The following is an 18,933-nucleotide window of genomic DNA, read 5'->3' as shown; positions in this document are numbered from 1 at the left end:
GGGATCGACGATCGCTGGTCGGCCGGCGCGTCACCGGCTCAGGTTGCGCCACCGGCGCACGGCCAGCGGGAGGAAGACCGCGGTGATCACCAGCGGCCAGACGATGGCCAGAAGGGTGGCGTGGTCCGCGGCCCAGGAACCACCGGTGCGCCCGGGATTGCCGAACAGTTCGGCGCTGGCACCGATGGTCGCCGAGAGTGGGTTCCATTCGGACATGACCCGTAGCCACGTCGGCATCTGCTCCGGCGACACGAACGTGTTGGCCAGCAGCGAGACCGGAAACAGCACCACGAACGACGACCCGGCGGCCTCCGGGGAGAGCCGGAGTCCGATGTAGATGCCCACCCAGATCAGCGAGTATCGCAGCAACAGCAGTAGCAGCACCGCCAGAACGGCGCTCTCCCAGCCGTTGTGCCAGCGCCAGCCGATGGCCAGGCCGCACAGGATCAGGCTGACCAGTTCGAGGAAGGAGTGGAACATTCCGGTGAAGCAGTGCCCGAGCACGACCGACGAACGCGAGATCGGCATCGAGCGGAGGCGGTCGGTCACCCCCTTGGAGCTGTCGTTGGCGACCGTCATCAGGGTGGTGACGATGCCGAAGAGCATGGTCTGGCCGAACAGGCCCGGCATGAGGTATTCGCGGTAGTTGTCGACCCCGTCGACGGCCATCGCGCCGCCGAACACGAAGCCGAACAGCACGACCATCTCAACCGGCCAGAACAGGCTGTATGCCATCTGAATCGGCACGCGAACCCAGCTGATCAGGTTGCGATGCCACATGACGAAGCTCTCGGTCAACGTCCAGCGCAGGTGTCCGGTGAGGCGGTCCGGCGACGATACGACCGTCGGGTTCATCCGACCGGCTCCTTGGTCTGATCGATGGGTATGCCCTCCTGCGCCGGGTCTGCGGTCAGCCGCAGGAACACCTCGTCGAGGGTCGGCCTGCGCAGCGCGATGTCAGCGACGTCGATGCCGGCCTCAGCGAGCCGGCGCGTCACCTCGACGAGCGTGCCGACCCGGTCTTTGACCGGAGCATTGATGCGGCGGGTGTCTGGCTCGCTGTGCGCACTCTGCGTCGTGACGCGTTCCACCAGGGCGGTAGCCGCGGCCAGCTCAGCGGCGTCGCGCACGACGATGTCGAGCTGGTCGCCGCCGAGGGTCGACTTGAGCTGCTCCGGGGTGTCGTCGGCGATCACGCGGCCGTGGGCCATCACGGCGATCTGATCGGCGAGCTGGTCGGCCTCGTCGAGGTACTGCGTCGTCAGCAGAACGGTGGTACCGCCGTGGGTCAACATGCGCACGGCGTTCCAGACCTCGTTGCGGCTCCGAGGGTCGAGGCCGGTGGTCGGCTCGTCGAGAAAGAGCAACCGTGGGGCGAGGATGAACGCGATGGCAAGATCGAGCCGGCGGCGCATGCCGCCGGAGTAGTGCCGAACCTGCTTGTCGGCTGCGTCGGTGAGCCTGAACTGTTCCAGCAGCTCGTCGGCGCGGATCCGCGCCGCCCGGGCCGGAAGATGGTACAGGCGGCCCCACATGCGCAGGTTCTCGCGGCCTGTCAGCATCTCGTCGACGGTCGGCTGCTGCCCGGTGAGTCCGATCTGGAAGCGCACCCGGGCGGGCTCGCGTACCACGTCGAACCCGGCGACGGTCGCGCTGCCGCTGTCGGGCAGAAGCAGGGTTGTCAGGATGCGCACCGCGGTGGTCTTGCCCGCGCCGTTCGGGCCGAGAAGGCCACACACGGTGCCCTCCATGACCGTGAGGTCGAAGCCGTCCAACGCCTTCGTCTTGCCTAGCTTCTTGCACAGGTCACGGGCGATGAGCGCAGGTCTGGTCGGCATGCTGCGCCTCCTCTCGGCGCCCTGAATCTAGCACACGAAACTCCAGTAATGGAACACTGATGTTCCATTGAGATTCGATCTCTTGGCAGAATGGGCTTCGCTGGTACTCTTTCGTAAGGCATCGACGTACTCTTTTCACTCACAGGGGCATGTTTCCGGCGGGGGCTGGCGGGTGCTCACCGACTCGCTGAGGTGTTGATGAAGATCGATTCACGATCGGAGCCCGACTCGACGTCACCGGCGATGGGGTCGCCTGTTGGTCACGTCCGCCCGACGACATTGATGATCGTGGATGGCCACGACCTCATCCGGCACGGGGTGCGCCAGATCCTCGAGACCGAGCAGGATCTGTCGGTCGTCGCCGAGGCCGGTGACAGCGTCACCGCAGTGACCGTCTCGACGGCGGTCCGGCCCGATGTCGTCGTGCTGGACATCGAGATCCCGGGTGGCGACCCCGTCGGCACGGTGCGCCGGATCAGGGAGGGGTCACCCGACACGGCCGTCATCATCCTGAGCATGCTCGATGGCCCGGAGCTGGTGCGCGATCTGCTCGAGGTCGGCGTGCGGGGCTATCTGCACAAGAGCGTGGCGCGGCACGACCTGGTGAGCGCGGTCCGAGCCGTCTCGCGCGATCGGGCCCGGGTCGTGCTCGGAGTCTCGCGCAGCAGCCTCGACCATGTCTACGGCCGGCGCGACGAAGTGCTGTCGCCGCGCGAACTCGAAGTGCTCGCTGCTACCGCCGAGGGCCTCAGCAACGCACAGATCGCGACCCGTCTGTCTCTCGCGGAGACAACCGTGAAGCGGCACCTGCGCAACATCTTCGCCAAGCTCAGCGCGGTCTCGCGAATCGATGCCGTCAACAAGGCGGTGGCCGCCTCGATCATTCAACCTCCGGGCGCCCGCAATTCCTCCCGGCCGGGCCTCGTCGCAGGGGCGGTGCGGCCCTTTCGTAGTCGCACCAAGAATTGACAGGGGCCTTAAGGCCGGTCAATCTCTCGACTGTCCAGCATTCCCAAGATGGCTGCAAAATATGTTTACATGCATGCAACAAATTGGGCGCCCAACTCGTCGCCAACGCCACCTCTGAAATGCCCATATCGACGCTCTACTACTTTCGATACCACTCTCTGCTTCCTTTGTGCACTGCGGTCCCGAGTCTTTGGCCTGCGGTGTAAAGGTCGTTTACGCTCGACCTCGTCTACACCGAACGTCGAGTTTGGGGGACTCAATGGACTTTCGAGTGCTCGGGCCTCTGGAAATGTACGCCAACGGACGGGAGGTCGTTCCTACCGCACCCAAGCCGCGCCAGGTCATTTCGCTTCTCCTGCTGCGTCGAAACGCTCTCGTGCAGACCGGCGAGCTCATCGACGAGCTGTGGGAGCAGGACCCTCCGGCAAGCGCGATGACGACCCTGCAGACCTACGTGTACAAGCTGCGCCGGGCCCTGGTCGGGTGCGGGTCGGAGCCGATCCTGTCCACCAAACCGGGTGGCTACCTGCTCAACGTCCCGGACGAGGCGGTCGACCTGTACCGGTTCGAGACCGACGCCGCCGAGGGACGCGCGCTACTGGAGGCCGATGACGCCGAGCGGGCCGCGACGACGCTGCGCCGTGCCCTCGCCCTGTGGCGCGGGGCCGCGTTGGTCGACGTGGTGCCCGGCGCGTTGCTCACCTCGTACGTGACCCGCCTCGAAGAACTCCGGGCCCGCATCCTCGATTTGCGCATTCAGGCCGATCTCACCCTCGGCCGGCACAACGAGCTGGTCAGTGAACTGAAAGCCCTCGTCCTCACCCGCCCGCTCGACGAGCAGCTGCACGCTTCGCTCATGCTGGCACTGCACCGCTCCGGCCGCCGTCAGGAGGCCCTCGAAGTCTTCCGGACCCTGCGCGGCAGAATGATCGAGGACCTTGGGCTCGAACCGGGCCACGCCCTCGGCGCGCTGCACCATTCGCTGCTGTCCGACGCCCCGATGGTGCCGAGCCAGCCCGGGCCGCCGGCACGTGAGCGGATCGTCGCCGGCGGGCAGACGCCCGCCGAGCCGGCTCCGGGTCGCCGGACGGTGTCCGAACAGCCCCGGCCCGTGCCCACCGCCCCGGCGAGTCAGCTGCCGCGGCCCGCCCAGCTGCCGACCGACATCGCGGACTTCACCGGACGGGCCGGCGTACTCGCCGAACTCGGCGCACACCTCGCGATGGACGCGGACGTCGGGTCGCGGACCGCGACCCGCATCGGGTTCATCACCGGCATGCCCGGTGTCGGCAAGACCGCCCTCGCGACGCACCTGGCGCACCGGCTGCGGCGCTCGTACCCCGGGGGTCAGCTGTACGCCGACCTCAACGGCTCCTCAGGCCGGGCCCTGGACCCGGCCGAGGTGTTGCACGGCTTTCTGCGGACGCTGGGTCTGGCGGAGGAGCACATCCCCGACGACCTCACCGAGCGGTGCAAGACGTACCGGTCGGCGACGGCGGGACGACGACTCCTGGTGCTTCTCGACGACGCCGCCTCCGTCGACCAGGTGCGGCTACTGCTGCCGAGCGACCCGCGGTGCGCGGTCGTCGTCACCGGACGTCGCCGCCTGTACGGGCTGGGCGGCCTCTGGAACATCGATCTCGACGTGTTCGACCACGCCGAGAGTCTGGAGCTGCTCGCCCGCATCATCGGCCGGGACCGTGTCGATCGCGAACAGCGGGCCGCCCGCACCCTCGTCGACATGGTGGGCCGGCTGCCGCTCGCGTTGCGGTGCATCGGCGCGCGGCTCGCCGCGGTACCGGCCCGCTCGCTCAGCGGCATGGCCGAGCATCTGCAGAGATCGCGCGAGGTACTCGACGAGCTGTGCCTCGGCGAGCTGGATGTGCGATCGGCATACGACGCGAGCTACGACCTGCTCAACCGGGTGGAGCAGAGCACCTTCCGGCTGCTGAGCATGCTGCCGCACGGGGAGTTCACCGCTGAGGCCGTAGCCGACCTGCTCGGCTGGGAGGTCCCGCCGGCGGAGCGGCTCCTGGAGCGGTTCGCCGACAACCACCTGCTGAAGGTGAGTGTCGTACCCGGCGCCCGAGACCAGCTGCACTACTCGTTCCCGAGGGTGGCGCACCTGTACGCCCGGGAACGGCTCGACTCGGTGCTGTCGACGATGCGTAAGTTGCCGCCGAACCCGATCGAGCGGGTGTCGAGCAGCCGATGAGGCGTGCCCGCCAGGGTCGCCTTGGTTCGCACGTACGCCCGCGCTGAGAGGTGCCCGTTGTCTGGATCCGGTTCTGTGCTTCGGATGGGCGTGCTCGGGTGCGCCGACATCGCCATCCGGCGGTTGATGCCCACGATCGCAGGGCTCGACGGTGTCGAGGTCGTCGCGGTGGCCAGCCGGAGCCGGTCCAAGGCCGAACAGGTCGCCGGCCGGTTCGGCTGCGCGGCGGTGACCGGCTACCGCGATCTGCTCAAGCGCGACGACGTCGAGGCGGTGTACATCCCGCTGCCGCCGCGGCTGCACTACGAGTGGGTGGCGGAGGCGCTGCAGGCCGGCAAACACGTGCTCGCCGAGAAGCCGTTGTGCACCACGCACGTGGAGACGGTCGAACTGATGGCCGTCGCCCGCGAACGCGGACGTGTCCTCGCCGAGAACTTCATGTTCCTGCACCACTCGCAGCACGACGCAGTCCGGGCCATGGTCGCCGCCAACGCCATCGGCCGGCTGCAGGTGTTCTCCAGCTCGTTCGGTGTGCCGCCACTCGATCCGGCCGGGTTCCGCTACCAGCCGGCCCTCGGCGGCGGCGCACTGCTCGACGTGGGGGTGTACCCGCTGCGGGCGGCGCAGCTGTTCCTGCCGGAACTCGAGGTGCTCGCCGCCACGCTGCGGTACGACGAGACCACCGGCGTCGACGTGGCCGGATCCGCCCTGCTGGCCGCGCCGGACGGCGTGGCGGTACAGCTGGCGTTCGGCTTCGACCACTCCTACCGGTGCGAGTACGCGCTGTGGGGCAGCACCGGCCGGATCGCCGTCGACCGGGCGTTCACGCCGCCGGACCAGCTGAAACCGCCGGTCCGGGTGGAACGCCAGGATCAGGCCACCGAGTTGGCGATGCCGGCCGACCCGCAGGTACGCAACGCGGTGCGGGCGTTCGTCCAGGCGGTTCGCTCCGGTGTCGACGGGCCGATCGAGGAGCGGGCCACCCTGCGGCAGGCCCAACTGGTCGAGGCGGTCCGCGACGTGGCACGCGTGACCGGTTCCCCGGCGAGAATGCTGCGTGCGGCCGGATGACGGTGCCGCACGCCCTCACTGTCGGATACCGACGAACAGGCCGCGCCCGGTCGGCGGGCCGGGGAGGAACTCGATCGAGCATCCGGCATCGCGGAAAGCTGATTCGTACTCCTCACGCGTGAACAGCGTCAGGCGGTCGATCTCCACGAACTCGCGGATACCCGACTCGTCGGCGACCAGGAACCGGACCTCCATCCGGGTGGCCCGGCCGTCGAGTGTCGAGTGGGAGATCCGGGCGATCGTGAGGTCCTCACCACGGGCCAGGTCACCCGCCACGTAGCCCTCGATGAACTGTTCAGGGAACCACCAGGGCTCGACGACCAGGACCCCTCCGGGCGCCAGGTGCCGCGCCATGCAACCGATGGCGGTGCGCATCTCCTCGACCGTGTCCACGTACGCGATCGAGCAGAACATGCACGTGATCGCGTCGAAGGTGGTGTGCAGGTCGAAGTCGCGCATGTCGCCGGCCCGGATGTGGACGCCGGGCAGCCGCAGCCTGGCCCGCTCCCGCATCGGTTCGGCCAGTTCGAGGCCCTCGACGTGCGCGAATCGGCGGGACAGCGCTTCGAGATGTGCCCCGGTTCCGCAGGCGACGTCGAGCAGCGTGCGCGCCGCCGGGCGGTGCCGGCGCACGACCTCGTCGACGAGGACGGCTTCGGCGCCCCAGTCCTTGCCCCGGCTCTGATAGATCCGCTCGTACACGTCGGCCAGATCGGCGCTGTACATCGGCGCTCCTGCGAAAAGGGGAGGGTGTCGGCCAAGAACCCTGGCAGAGCCCGCTCGCGGCGTGCTGAACGGCTCACCAAGGTGTATCGAGCCGCGTTGCAGCGGTTCCCGAGCGCGTGCTGCGAACGTCGTGCCGACCTAGCCTGGCGCAGCGAACGGATGAGGGGCCGGCGCATCGATGAGCGACAACGTATGGGACTACCTCGGCGAGTACGAGACCGAGCGGGACGACATCCTCGACGCGGTCGACACCGTGTTCCGGTCCGGTCAACTGGTGCTGGGCCAGAGCGTAAAGGCGTTCGAGGCGGAGTATGCGGCCTGGCACGGGATGGCCCACTGCGTCGGCGTCGACAACGGCACGAACGCGATCAAGCTCGCGCTGCAGGCGGCCGGGGTCCGCCCGGGCGACGAGGTGATCACGGTGTCGAACACTGCAGCGCCGACGATCGTCGCGATCGACTCGGTCGGCGCGGTGCCGGTCTTCGTCGACGTCGACAGTGACACGTACCTGATGGACAACTCAGCGGTGAGCAGCGTGGTCGGCCCGCGGACCACCTGCATCCTGCCGGTTCACCTGTACGGACAGTGCGTGGACCTGACCGAACTGCGCGCGCTCGCCGACGCCCACGATCTGATCCTGCTGGAGGACTGCGCGCAGGCGCACGGCGCGCGCCACCGCGGCCGGCTGGCCGGAACGACCGGTGACGCCAGCGCGTTCTCGTTCTACCCCACCAAGGTGCTCGGCACATACGGCGACGGGGGAGCGGTCGTCACCGGCGACGACGAGACGGCCCGGCGGCTGCGCAGGCTGCGGTACTACGGCATGGAGGAGCGCTACTACGTCGTCGAGACGCCCGGTCACAACAGCCGCCTCGACGAGGTCCACGCGGAGATCCTGCGCCGCAAGCTGCGCCGGCTGGACAGCTACATCGCGGCTCGGCGGGCGGTGGCCGACCGGTATGCCGCCGCGCTGGCCGGGACGGACCTCGCGCTGCCGGTGGTCGCACCCCACAACGAGCACGTCTACTACGTCTACGTGGTGCGCCATCCCCGGCGGGACGAGATCATCGCCGCTCTGCGCGAGTACGACATCAACCTCAACATCAGCTATCCCTGGCCGGTGCACACGATGACCGGCTTCGCGCATCTGGGCTATGCCGAGGGCGCCCTGCCGATCACGGAGAAGCTGGCGGGGGAGATCTTCTCGCTGCCGATGTATCCCGCGCTGGAGCCGGCGAAGCAGGACCGGATCATCGATGCGCTCCAAAAGGTTCTGGCCAAGCTGTGACCGGGCCGGTGCGCGAGCCTGCTCGCGCGCCAGTAGAGCGCGGATCCAGCCATCGTCGGCGGTTACCCGTGACGGGTGCGCGACCGTCGAGACTTCGCACTTGGTAACGACGACGGAGGACTGCCGCATGCCTGTCCTGCCCCCTGCCACGACGTTACGGGTCGATCGTGAGCCGATCCACCTGCGCCTAGCCCGCTCGGCTCTCGTCCGCGACGGCGCCGGCGTTGCGGACGTCCGGGGCTGGTTTGACGAATTCGCCCGGCGCGCGTACACCGACGTACGCCGGATTCCGTTGTCGGCGCTGAAGAGCTGGCACACCGACCCGGCGACCGGCGACATCCGCCACGACCTGAGCAAGTTCTTCGTGGTGCAGGGCATCGACGTGGCGGTTCCCGGCGGGCCGGTCGCCCACTGGCGCCAGCCGATCATCCACCAGCCGGAGATCGGAATTCTCGGCATCATCGCCAAGGAGTTCGACGGGGTACTGCATTTCCTGATGCAGGCGAAGGTGGAACCGGGCAACGGCAACGGCCTGCAGTTGTCGCCGACCGTACAGGCGACCCGAAGCAACTACACGCGGGTACACAACGGCCGTGCCGTGCCGTACCTGGACTACTTCCGCCACCCCGGTATGCACCGGGTGATCGGTGATGTACGCCAGTCCGAGCAGGGGTCCTGGTTCTACCGCAAGCGCAACCGGAACATGGTCGTCGAGGTGACCGGGGACGTCGAGGTGCTGGACGGGTTCCGCTGGCTCACGCTCGGCCAGATCCATGCCTTGCTCAGCGCAGACGATCTGGTGAACATGGACGCTCGCACCGTGTTGTCATGCCTGCCGTTCGCTGGCGCCGGTGTGCACAGGGTGCTGTCCGGCGGCGGCGCGATCCGCGAGTCGCTGATCCGTGCCTGCGACGAGACCGCCGGCAGTCTGCACACCACGGGCGAGGTCCTCAGTTGGATCACCGAGATGCGCTGCGGGCTCGACGTCGAGACCCGGCGGATCCCGCTGAACGAGGTGACCGGCTGGCATCGGACTGAGGACGCGATCGTCCACGAGAGCGGCCGGTTCTTCTCGGTCATCGGAGTCGGCGTCTCGGCGGGCGGGCGTGAGGTCGCCCACTGGACGCAGCCGATGATCGAGCCGGTCGGCACCGGGCTGATCGGACTCCTGGTGCAGGACATCGGCGGCGTGCTGCACGTCCTCGTGCAGGCCAGAGTCGAGCCCGGGTATCTCGACGTCGTCGAACTCGGTCCCACCGTGCAGTGCATCCCCGGCAACCACGAGATGCTGCCACCCGGCGACCGGCCGCGGTTCCTCCCAGACTTTCTCGACGCGCCTGCCGACCAGATCCACTTCGACACCGTGCTGTCCGAGGAGGGCGGTCGATTCTTCCACGCGCTCAACCGGTACATGATCGTCGAGACCAGTCGCGGCGCCGAGCTGGAGCATCGGGCGTTCCGCTGGATCGCCGTGCACCAGCTTGTGGCGCTGCTGCGACACAGCCACTACCTGAGCGTCCAGGCGCGCAGCATGCTCGCCTGCCTGCACAGCCTGATCACCTGAGCACCCGCCGGCCGCCCGGCGGTCAGGCGGGGCGGTCGTCGGTGTCGTTGAGCGGCAACCGCAGCCGTATCCGCAGTGCCGCCAGCCGGTCCGCTCGACACGTGCAGCTTCGATGATCGCCGTCAGGGAGCCGGAGAGCTGTCACGGAGGAGGAAGCAGAGAGTCAGACGCCGATCAGGTCTACGAGATCCGCGGGCGTCGGCCGCTGCTCCATCTCTCCGCGCAGCCGCACGGCCGACCGCCTGTACGACCCGTCGGCGAGCAGTTCGTCGATGGCACGGCGGATCGCGGCGGCGTCGACGAGGTGACCCGGTAGCTGAACCGCAGCGCCGGCGGCGGCCACCCGGGTCGCCGACGCGGCCTGTTCGGAGGCGAACGTCAGCAGCACCTGTGGCACGCCCGCCCAGAGCGAGGTCAGGGTGCTGCCGCCGCCTCCGTGGTGGACAACCGCTGAGCACGTCGGCAGCAGCAGCCGTAACGGAAGCCGCTCGAGTACCCGCACCGTCGGCGGCACCGGGCCGAGCTCGGCCACGTCCTGTGCGGTCGCGGTGAGCACCACCTCGGCGTCCAGGCCTTCGAGCGCACGCACTGCCTCGGGCAGCACGAACGAGCGGGGACCCGACATCGAGCGCAACGCCGTCGACCAGGACAGGCAGACCCGCGGACGGTCGATGGGTTCGAGCAGCCACGTCGGAGCCGGGGCGGTGCCGTTGTAGGGGACGTAGCGCACCGGCAGCCGCTCGGCCGCCAGCGGCGGTTCGACCGATGACGGGCACGGGTCGACGACCGTCTTGATCATGCCGGCGTCGAACGGGCCGAGACCGTAGCGGGCGAAGGAGCCGCTGATGTCATCCGGCACGATCCGCATGTGCTCTGGTTCGGCCGGACCGACCGGACCCCACAGCACCATGGCCGTCTTGACGCCGGTGACGAGGCCGGCGAGCAGGCCCTCCAGGCTCGCCGGGTCGTGCAGCACGAAGTCCGGCCGGAACGCCGTCGTGTACTCGACCGCGGCGTCGAAGCTGGCCGCGGCCCGGGCGGCGACCTCCGGGAGCTGACGCTCGCGAAACCCGGTCAGGTCGAAGTCGTCCAAGCCGTCCAGCTGCGCGCCGGTGATCGGATGCAACGGCGGCCACGGGTACGGCCATACCCCGTCGACCGCCTCCATGAAGTACTGCAGGCGGAGCCGGATCTCGTCCGACGGACTGTCCAGAATCGGCACCGGAGTCAGCCCCGCTGCGCACAGCGGCGCTACCTGCGACGGGGTGCACAAAACGCGCACCTCGTGCCCGCCGGCCTGCAGTGCCCAGCCGATCGGCACCATCACGGCGTAGTGGGTGGGCCAGGACGACACCGTGAACAGGACCTTCACCGCAGCTCCCTCGGTACGGATGCGCACGGCCTGCGCGTCGCCATCCTGGCCACATCCGGTCGAAAGGTGCTCGAGCGGGCGTCGATGCGTCGCCGACCGGAGCCGGGCAGAGTCGCCATGACACGACGTTCAGCACGACAGAAAGAGGTCCGTCGATGCCTGGACCACCCCACCGCAGCAACCATCCGGCTCCCCAGGTCGTACTCATCGGTGGCTCGCTGTGCGCATCGTCGCGCACCGGCCGGCTTGCCGTGTGGTGTGCTGGTAGATGCGCCGAGGAGGGAGCCGTCGTCACGTGCCTGCGCGGCGCCGACCTCGAGTTGCCGTTCTACCGGCCACACCGCGGGGACGGGCCGCAGCGGGTACCACGGATCGTGGCGGCCCTCGCCCGTGCCGACGGGGTCGTGCTCCTCTCACCCACGTATCACGGCACCGTCTCCGGCCTGCTGAAGAACGCTCTCGACTACGCCAACGACCTCGCCGACGCCCGTGAGCCGTTCCTCAGCGACCGGCCGATCGGCTGCGTTGCCATCTCCTCCGGGGAACAGGGCGCGCACTCCACCCTGGCCACCCTGCGGACCATCGCGCACGCGCTGCGCGGCTGGCCGACCCCGCTCGGCCTCGCCCTGTCCGGTGAGCGCGCCGAACTGGACACGACCGGAGCGCCCGCCGACCCCCGTACTCGGGCCGCTCTGGAGATTCTGCTGGATCAGGTACTCGTCGCCGCCCGCCGTCGGGTGCGGCCGACGGTGGCGGGAGCGCGGCGATGACGACATCGGTGCCGGCGGCCGGCATGTACGGCGAGGAACAGGCCGAGGTGTACGAGCTGGTGCACCGTGCCCGAGGCAAGGATTACGACGAGGAGGCCGCGTTCGTCGCCGAGCAGGCGCGGGCGTTGCTGCCCGGCGCTGCGACCCTGCTCGACGTCGCCTGCGGCACCGGTGCGCACCTGCGCGCGTTCGCTCGGCTCTTCGACCGGGTGGAGGGCCTGGAACTGTCCCCTGCGATGGTCGAGGCGGCCCGCACGAACATCCCGGGGGCGGTCGTGCACCACGGCGACATGCGCTCCTTCCATCTCGGCGAGCGGTACGACGTGATCACCTGCATGTTCGGCTCCGTGGGTTACCTCACCGACGTCGAGGAGCTGAACGCGGCCCTGCGGCGCTTCGCGGCGCACCTCTCGCCCGGCGGTGTGGTCGCGATCGACCCTTGGTGGTTCCCGGACACCTACCTCGACGGATACGTGTCGGCCTCCCTCGTCGAGGCCGACGGGACGACCGTCGTACGCGTCTCGCACTCCAAGCGCGACGGCGACGCTTCCCGAATGGAGGTCCACTACATCGTCGCTCGCCCCACCGGCGGCGTCCACCACTTCGTCGAGCAGCATCGCATCACGCTCTTCCCCCGCGACACGTATGAGAAGGCATTCCGGGGCGCGGGATTGAGCGTGCGCTACCTCGAGGGCAGCCAGTCGGGCCGTGGCCTCTTCGTCGGCTGTGCCGGACACCAGGAGGACTGAAGCCCTTTCCGAGCGCCGGGTGCCAGCATCGGCGGCAACCCGGCAGACCCCAGAGCATGAGGAGTTGGCATGTCGCCGCTGGAGAACAAGAATCGCTGCCTGCAGATGGTCGCCGCCTGGAACCGGGCAGACGTGTCGGGGGTGACTGAGCACTGGGCGCCCGACGTCACGCATTACAACCTGGACGGCGAGCCGCACGACACTGAACTCGTCCTGACGGCGATGCGTGGCTCGCTGGTGTCCTTCTCAGACCTGCGACTCGAAGTGAAGAGCATCCTCGCGGAAGGCGACCGGGTGATGCTCCGGTTGACCGCGACCGCCACGCACAGCGGTGAGTTCGCCGGGATACCGGCGACCGGGCGGAAGGTCACCTGGCACTACCTCGAGGAGCTGCGCTTCAACGAGGAGGGCAAGGTCGTCGAGCACTGGGACATATTCGACTTCGCCCCGCTGTTCCGGGAACTCGGCCACCCGGCACCGGCGCTCTGAGCGTCACGCCGGGCAGCGCCGGCAGTGTGAAACGGCCTCGTCCGGTCGCCGCGGGCGAGGCCGTTTCGCGTACCGGCTCACCTGGTGAGCTGCACCAACCGGGGAACGAGGTCGGCTACCGGCGGCATGGTGGCGGCCTCGGAGGCCGCGTCCCGAGCCGCCTCGCGCATCGAGTCGTCCTCGAGGAGCCGCCGGCACTCTGCAGGACCCAACTGGGCCGAACTGGTCGAGAAGCCGATGCCTCGCTTGACCAGCACGTCGCGCCCGATGTTCTGGAAGGAACCCTGCGGGATCACACACTGCGGCACCCCGGCGACGAGCGCGGTCATGATCGTGCCGCTGCCGCCGTGGTGGATGATCCCGGCGCAGGACTCCAGGAGCACACCAAGCGGGAGCCACTCGATGACGCGGACGTTCTGCGGCAACTTGCCGAGCAGCGCCTCATCACCGCCGCCCAGAGTGAGCACGAACTCGGCCTCGACAGAACCGGCGGCCTCGATGAACGGGGCCAGCTGGGCGATCCCACCCCAGCGGGCGTCGATCGTGCCGAGCGTGACCGCGATGCGCGGCCGCGCCGGCGCTTCCACGAGCCACTCCGGCAGGATCGCACCGCCGTTGTAAGGCTGGTACCGCACCGGCCAGGCACCCGGCGTGTGCGGACCGGGCAACAATGACTCGATGCTCGGCGCCATCGGCATGAGCCGGACCCGGGTACCGGGCGAGCCGCCGACAGCGTGCCGCTCGTAGTCGGTGGCCATCGCCGCACGGATCAGCGATGGCAGCTGCTCCTCACCGTCGGCCGGCCCGAGCGGCAGTTCGGCGCAGGGTATCCCGAGCGCAGCGGCGACGAGTGGCCCGGCACCCTGCGTCGGGGTGTACACGACCAGGTCCGGCCGCCACTGCTTCGCGAACGCGAGCGCGCCGTTCACCACGGCCCCCGAGACCCGGGCGAACATGGCTGCGAGATCAGCGACGCCCGCCTCGTCGGAGTGCATCGGGTCGACGCCGTCGGTCTCGTCGGGGATGAACAACTTCGCGTAGTCGGCGCCGGGCGAGGCGTCGACGCCACACAAACCGGCCTCGGCGACGGCATGGATGTCGCCGCCACCCGCGTACCGGACGTGGTGGCCCGCGGCCTGAAGGGCGTGGGCGAGCGGCACGGTGGGCAGGATGTGGCTGAGCCCGGGGGACGGGATGAACAGGACGCGCATGGCTCTCCTAAGGGGACGGCTCGCGCCGGGCTCTGATCGCCCGGGCGCTGACGTAGTCGTTGTCCTGGTCGAAGCAGAGGACTTGGCCGCTGAGGTAGTCGATCGCGTCGACGTAGGTGTACGGCTGCATGTATCGGCCGGCGCGCACGTCGCGGTAGTGGCGGGCGAGCGGGTGCCGGGCCGAGAAGGAGGCGCCACCGACGACCGTCATGCAGCGATCAACAATGTCTGACGCGAGCTGGTTGACCATGAGCTTCGCGCACTGGAACGGGGTCATCATCCGGCGGCCGCGCTCATCGGCGTCGACCGAGAAGTCGAATGCGAGCTCGTCGGCATTGCGTAGCGCGGCGGCGGCCGACGAGCGCAGTGCGAACAATCGCGCCTCGATCTCGGCGAGCAGCGTCCGGACCGCCGCTCCTGGGTCGACCCGGCGCCGGACGGTCCAGTCGACGGCCACGTTGCGCGCCGCCGACGCGATCCCGGCGTAGATGCCGAGCATGGTGACCGAGCTGACCGTCTGCCCAGCGAGCACCGCGTCCTGGCGGGCACCGACGGCGGCCCTGGGGAGGACGTCCTCCGCTGCGATCGGGCAGTTGTCGAAGACGATGTCGACAGTGCCCGAGCCGCGCATGCCGAGGCCGTCCCAGTTGTCGAGGACCGTGAGGCCGGGCGTCTGGCGGGTCAGTACCGGCGCGGCGAGGCGGAGCGGTTCCTCGTCGACGTGCACCTCGGCGTATACCGCGAAGTGTGTGGCGGCGGGCGCGAGGCTTACCAGGGTCTTGCGACCGTTGAGCAACCAACCTCCGCCAGGCGCCGGAGTCAGCCTGGTCGTGGCACGCGGCGCGTCCTTGACCGCGCCGCAGATGATCGCCTCGCGCTCGCCGACCGAACGCATGAGCCGCTCGGCGAGGGACTGCGCCTCCGGCGCGCCGTAACGCCACTCGTATGTGAGGGTGAGCCCACGGCTGAGCTGCATGTGCAGCGCGAGCGCGACGGACGCGTCGAACTCGGCGAGGGTACGTAGCGCGAGCGCCACGTCGTGCATGTGGCTCACCCCGAGACCGCCCAGTTCGGCGGGAACGGTGGCGGCCAACACCCCCGAGGTGCGAAAGCGATCGAACACCTCGAACGGAAATGTGCCGTCCCGGTCGTGCGCTCCGCTTACCTCCCGCACGTACGGAATGTGCACGGCCAGCAGGTCAAGGAACGCCTGCCCCTCCTTGCTGACCGGTGCCAGCAACTCCCCGGCCGCCGGTGCTCGTACAGGCGTGGTGGTCATCCATGCTCCAGTCTGTGACCGTGTGCGTCAGATGCATCCGACTCTGCTCCGGACGATTTGAGCCTCACTTGAGCGGCATCATCGCCGTCAAGGAGGATTCGAGGGACCAACGCGACGGACGTCGGCCGGCCCGCCGTAGCCCTGGATGGCGCCCCCGAAACCCATCCAGAGCGGAACAGGGAGTCTGTTGCCTGGTATCTCGCCGGGTTGGCCGCCGCCGTACGTGGGCCCGATCAAGACGATTCAGTCGTCGAGCGTCTTCAACAGACCAAGCGCGCGTGACTCGATCAGCCGGTAGCCGGCTTCGTTCGCCATGCGCAGCGCGGCCTCGGCGTGCTCGCGAGCGACGTCGGGCTGCTCGGTGGCCAGGCACACCGCCGCCAGCCCCACCAGGGCACTCGCCTCGCACCACACGAACCGGGTCTGCCGGGCCAGGTCGAGCGCCAGGCGGTGTTCCTCGGCTGCCTCTGCCGGCCGTTCAGCGGCCAGCAGCACGCGGCCGTAAGCCTCGCGTGCCCACGCCTCGGTGCCGGCGTCGCCGATCTCCTGGGTCAACGCCACTGCTTGTCGCGCGTCGGCGCAGGCGCGTGGTGCGCGGCCGGTCATCGACCACAACAACGCACGTCCGCTGAGTGCCGTCGCCTCGCCGTACTGATAGCCCAGATCGCGGTTGGCGACCAGCGCCCGGTCGTACAACTCCTCGGCGGCTTCCTGGTCTCCACGGTCGCGGCGGATGCCCGCGAGGTCGACCAGAAGCACCGCTTCGTTGTACCGCGAGCCGCTCCGTTCCGCGCAGGTTAGTGCGTCCCGGATGTGCTGGTCCGCCTGTGACAGCGCGCCGAGCTGCCAGTGTGCGAATCCGAGGTTGGCGAGGGACATGGCCTCGCCGCCGTCGTTGCGGTTTTGCCGGTTGAGCTCCAGGGATTGTTGGGCGCAGTCGATTGCGGCTCGGGGGTTGCCGAGGCGCTGGTGCACCGCGCTGAGATTGTTCAGCAGGGCCGTGCGTCCCTCCGGCCACCGGTCATGGGCGTTGATGCGGAGGCCGTCGAGGAGGTGTTGGCGGGCTTCCTCGTACCGGCCGGCGGTGACGTGGGCGAGGGCGATGCTCAGGTGCATGCTGGCCTGGGCTGTCAGGTCGTTCGCGGCCTGGGCGGCGGCCAACCCTCCGGTGGCCGCGGACAGCCACTCGGCGCGGCGTCCACGCTGGTGGAACCAGGCGCGTAGGGCGTCGGTGAGCTGCCAGACAAAGCGTGCATGCCCGTGGTCGGCGGCGTGGTTGATCGCCGCGATGACATTGGCTGCTTCTGCGTCCAGCCACGCCGATGCCTCGTCGGCATCCGGAAACGATTGTTGCGGGACCGGCCCGGGGAGCCTGAGGAAGTGGGGGATGAGTTGACGTCCGGCGGCGTCGGCCCTGCTGCGATAGTGCTCAAGCAGACGCTGCCGGGCGTCGTGACGGGTGGTGTCGTCGTCCTCCGTGACGAGCCGGTCCACGGCGTACTGGCGGAGCAGGTCGTGAAACCGGTATCTGTCGCCTCCCTGATGCTCGATCAGGTGTGCGGACGCGAGGGCGCGGAGTGTTCTCGTCGCGATGGGGGGCGCGACCCCCTCGAGCGCGGCGGCGACGTGGGGGGTGAAGCTGCCACCGGGGACCAGCCCGATGTGACGGAACATTCGTTGCTGAGCGGTGGGCAGGGCCCGATACGACATCGCGAAGGCCTTCGTGACCGCGCCCTCGTCGGCACCGTCGACGGTCAGGCTGGTGAGAGGGCCGCCCTCGTCGAGTTCCTCGGCCAGTCCGGCGATGTGGGGATGGCCGCTCGTCTGCAGGTTCGCTGCCGCTATCCGCAGTGCCAGTGGCAGGTGCCCGCAGAGGTGGGCGAGGCGGGCCGCGGCGCCGGCCTCGCCCCGGACGGCCTCGTCGCCGAGCATCGCCGCCAGCAGCCGTACGGAGTCCGTCGGGCTGAGCACGCCCAGCAGCAGAGATCGGGCGCCGGCCCGGACGACCAGCTCACCGAGCCGACGACGGCTGGTGATCAGCACGGTGCCGCTGGGCGGGATCAGTGGTATCACCTGGTCAGCGTCACGAGCATTGTCCAGCACCAGCAGAATCCTGCGGCCGGTCATCGTCGAGCGGAACAGCGAGACCCGGCCGTCCTGATCGTCCGGAACGACGCGGGGGTCGACACCAAGCCCACCGAGTAGCTGTCCGAGCGCGGCGGACGGTGTGACGGGTGGGCGCTCGACGTCGAAGCCGCGCAGGTCGATGAACATCTGACCGTCGGGGAAGGCGTCACGTACCCGATGCGCCCAGCGCACCGCCAGCGCCGTCTTTCCGACTCCGGGGATTCCGCTGAGAACCCAGACCGTCGTGGCGCTGGATCCGCCCGACAGCTGGTCGAGACGGGTCATCTCGTCAGTTCTACCGATGAAACCTGGCACGTCCTGTGGCAGCTCTTCCGGACGGTGCGGGACGCTCGGCAGTGCGTCGTCGCGTTCCGCCGGCAGCACCGGATCGCCCCTGAGGATGAGCCGGTGCAGGCGGCTGAGCTCGCGTGACGGTTCCAGGCCGAGATCGTCGTGTAGCCGGGTGCGGAGATCGCGGTAGACCTCCGATGCTCGATCGGCCTGGCCCTCGAGATACAGGGCTGTCATGAGCTGACCGACGAGGCGGTGCCGATAGGGCTGTCCGGCCACCTGGTCGGACAGCTCGCGCACCACTCTCCTCGTGCGACCCAGCCGCAGCAGCGCGTCCGCCCGGTCCTCCGCAGCCGTCCAGCGGGCCTCGACGAGACCCGAACAGAGCAGTTGGCGTCCGGAGTCGTCGACGACGTCGAGCAGTGGCTCACCTCGCCACAGGTCCAGCGCCTGGTCCAGCAACTCCACGGTGGTGCGATCGTCGGAAGAGCCTGCGGCCTGCTGGACGAGGGCGGAGAAGCGGTGTGCGTCGACGGTCGCCGGATCGGCGTGCAGCCGGTAGGCGCCGCGCTCGCTCAGCAGCTGCGCGGATGCACCGATCTGCCGGAAGGTGGCCCGTAGGCGCGAGACCATGGCCTGCACCGTCGCTCGTGCGCTGGGTGGGGGCGCCTGAGCCCAGATCAGGTCGATGAGCCGGTCCGCAGGTACCGGTCGATTGGCCTCCAGGACGAGCGCCGCCAGGAGCAACCGGGGCTGTCGTCCTCCGATGGCGACGCGGACACCCTCGGACCAGATCTCCACCGGCCCGAGGACCCGAAACTCCATGTGCACTTCCCTGCCGTCGCTGCGTGTGCGGGCCGGCGCGACTCCTCTGCAAGCATTTTGCAAGATCGCTGCATGCGCCGGCCCTGATTATGGTCGAGCCCGCTGACAGTGAGCGGGCGGTACGAGCGTGCGCTTCGCGGCGCGGCCAG

Annotated in this window: 15 protein-coding genes; 8 read left to right on the top strand and 7 right to left on the bottom strand. The window is 69.2% G+C overall.

The genetic code is table 11. The features are described 5' to 3' along the window. Positions 1-30: 30 nt before the first annotated feature. Both FB454_RS03105 and FB454_RS03100 read right to left on the bottom strand, forming a co-directional pair. Positions 31-855: an ABC transporter permease gene (locus tag FB454_RS03105; protein WP_013287141.1), complete on the bottom strand. Its 825-nt coding sequence runs from the start codon at positions 853-855 to the stop codon at positions 31-33. After that, a complete protein-coding gene (locus FB454_RS03100; RefSeq protein ID WP_013287140.1) occupies positions 852-1,838 on the bottom strand; it encodes a daunorubicin resistance protein DrrA family ABC transporter ATP-binding protein in 987 nt (328 codons plus the stop codon). The genes FB454_RS03105 and FB454_RS03100 overlap by 4 nt, the downstream gene beginning before the upstream one ends. Before the next feature lie 198 nt (positions 1,839-2,036). On the opposite strand from FB454_RS03100, the gene FB454_RS03095 reads away from it, so the two are divergent. The 3 genes from FB454_RS03095 (at position 2,037) to FB454_RS03085 (ending at position 6,093) form a co-directional block, all read left to right on the top strand. Continuing rightward, the gene (locus FB454_RS03095) at positions 2,037-2,807 is read left to right on the top strand and encodes a response regulator (RefSeq protein WP_071098694.1); all 771 of its coding nucleotides are present in this window, start codon (positions 2,037-2,039) and stop codon (positions 2,805-2,807) included. A 259-nt stretch (positions 2,808-3,066) separates the two neighbouring features. Next, on the top strand, positions 3,067-5,022 hold the full coding sequence (locus FB454_RS03090) for an AfsR/SARP family transcriptional regulator (RefSeq protein ID WP_013287138.1): 1,956 nt from the start codon (positions 3,067-3,069) through the stop codon (positions 5,020-5,022). 84 nt (positions 5,023-5,106) lie between these two features. Beyond that, positions 5,107-6,093 (top strand): Gfo/Idh/MocA family protein, encoded by a 987-nt coding sequence (locus FB454_RS03085; protein WP_030268087.1) that lies wholly within the window; start codon positions 5,107-5,109, stop codon positions 6,091-6,093. Between the two features lie 15 nt (positions 6,094-6,108). On the opposite strand, the gene FB454_RS03080 is transcribed toward FB454_RS03085, so the two are convergent. Continuing rightward, complete coding sequence (locus FB454_RS03080) at positions 6,109-6,819, bottom strand: class I SAM-dependent methyltransferase (protein WP_071094305.1); 711 nt, start codon at positions 6,817-6,819, stop codon at positions 6,109-6,111. Between the two features lie 178 nt (positions 6,820-6,997). Between FB454_RS03080 and FB454_RS03075 the strand changes: the two genes are divergently transcribed. Together FB454_RS03075 and FB454_RS03070 are read left to right on the top strand one after the other, a co-directional pair. Continuing rightward, positions 6,998-8,107 (top strand): DegT/DnrJ/EryC1/StrS aminotransferase family protein, encoded by a 1,110-nt coding sequence (locus tag FB454_RS03075; protein WP_145822448.1) that lies wholly within the window; start codon positions 6,998-7,000, stop codon positions 8,105-8,107. A gap of 127 nt (positions 8,108-8,234) precedes the next feature. Then, on the top strand, positions 8,235-9,671 hold the full coding sequence (locus tag FB454_RS03070) for an NDP-hexose 2,3-dehydratase family protein (RefSeq protein ID WP_013287134.1): 1,437 nt from the start codon (positions 8,235-8,237) through the stop codon (positions 9,669-9,671). 163 nt (positions 9,672-9,834) lie between these two features. On the opposite strand, the gene FB454_RS03065 is transcribed toward FB454_RS03070, so the two are convergent. Next, positions 9,835-11,043 (bottom strand): nucleotide disphospho-sugar-binding domain-containing protein, encoded by a 1,209-nt coding sequence (locus FB454_RS03065; RefSeq protein ID WP_013287133.1) that lies wholly within the window; start codon positions 11,041-11,043, stop codon positions 9,835-9,837. Positions 11,044-11,198: 155 nt separating this feature from the next. On the opposite strand from FB454_RS03065, the gene FB454_RS03060 reads away from it, so the two are divergent. The 3 genes from FB454_RS03060 (at position 11,199) to FB454_RS03050 (ending at position 13,051) form a co-directional block, all read left to right on the top strand. Further along, on the top strand, positions 11,199-11,813 hold the full coding sequence (locus FB454_RS03060; protein WP_030268096.1) for an NADPH-dependent FMN reductase: 615 nt from the start codon (positions 11,199-11,201) through the stop codon (positions 11,811-11,813). Then, the gene (locus FB454_RS03055; RefSeq protein ID WP_013287131.1) at positions 11,810-12,562 is read left to right on the top strand and encodes a class I SAM-dependent DNA methyltransferase; all 753 of its coding nucleotides are present in this window, start codon (positions 11,810-11,812) and stop codon (positions 12,560-12,562) included. The genes FB454_RS03060 and FB454_RS03055 overlap by 4 nt, the downstream gene beginning before the upstream one ends. Before the next feature lie 69 nt (positions 12,563-12,631). Further along, a complete protein-coding gene (locus FB454_RS03050; protein ID WP_013287130.1) occupies positions 12,632-13,051 on the top strand; it encodes an ester cyclase in 420 nt (139 codons plus the stop codon). A gap of 77 nt (positions 13,052-13,128) precedes the next feature. Here the strand turns inward: FB454_RS03050 and FB454_RS03045 are convergent, their stop codons facing one another. From FB454_RS03045 to FB454_RS03035, 3 genes are all read right to left on the bottom strand, one after another. Next, positions 13,129-14,262 carry a nucleotide disphospho-sugar-binding domain-containing protein gene (locus FB454_RS03045; RefSeq protein WP_145822447.1) on the bottom strand — a complete coding sequence of 378 codons (1,134 nt, stop codon included), beginning with the start codon at positions 14,260-14,262 and terminating at the stop codon, positions 13,129-13,131. 7 nt (positions 14,263-14,269) lie between these two features. After that, positions 14,270-15,541: an acyl-CoA dehydrogenase family protein gene (locus FB454_RS03040; RefSeq protein WP_047891990.1), complete on the bottom strand. Its 1,272-nt coding sequence runs from the start codon at positions 15,539-15,541 to the stop codon at positions 14,270-14,272. 243 nt (positions 15,542-15,784) lie between these two features. Then, complete coding sequence (locus FB454_RS03035) at positions 15,785-18,784, bottom strand: BTAD domain-containing putative transcriptional regulator (RefSeq protein ID WP_145822446.1); 3,000 nt, start codon at positions 18,782-18,784, stop codon at positions 15,785-15,787. Between the last annotated feature and the right edge of the window lie 149 nt (positions 18,785-18,933).

Source organism: Micromonospora sp. CNZ297 (genome assembly GCF_007827625.1).
The sequence above is the reverse complement of the archived record's forward strand: the minus strand, read 5'-3'. Positions and strand labels throughout refer to the sequence as shown.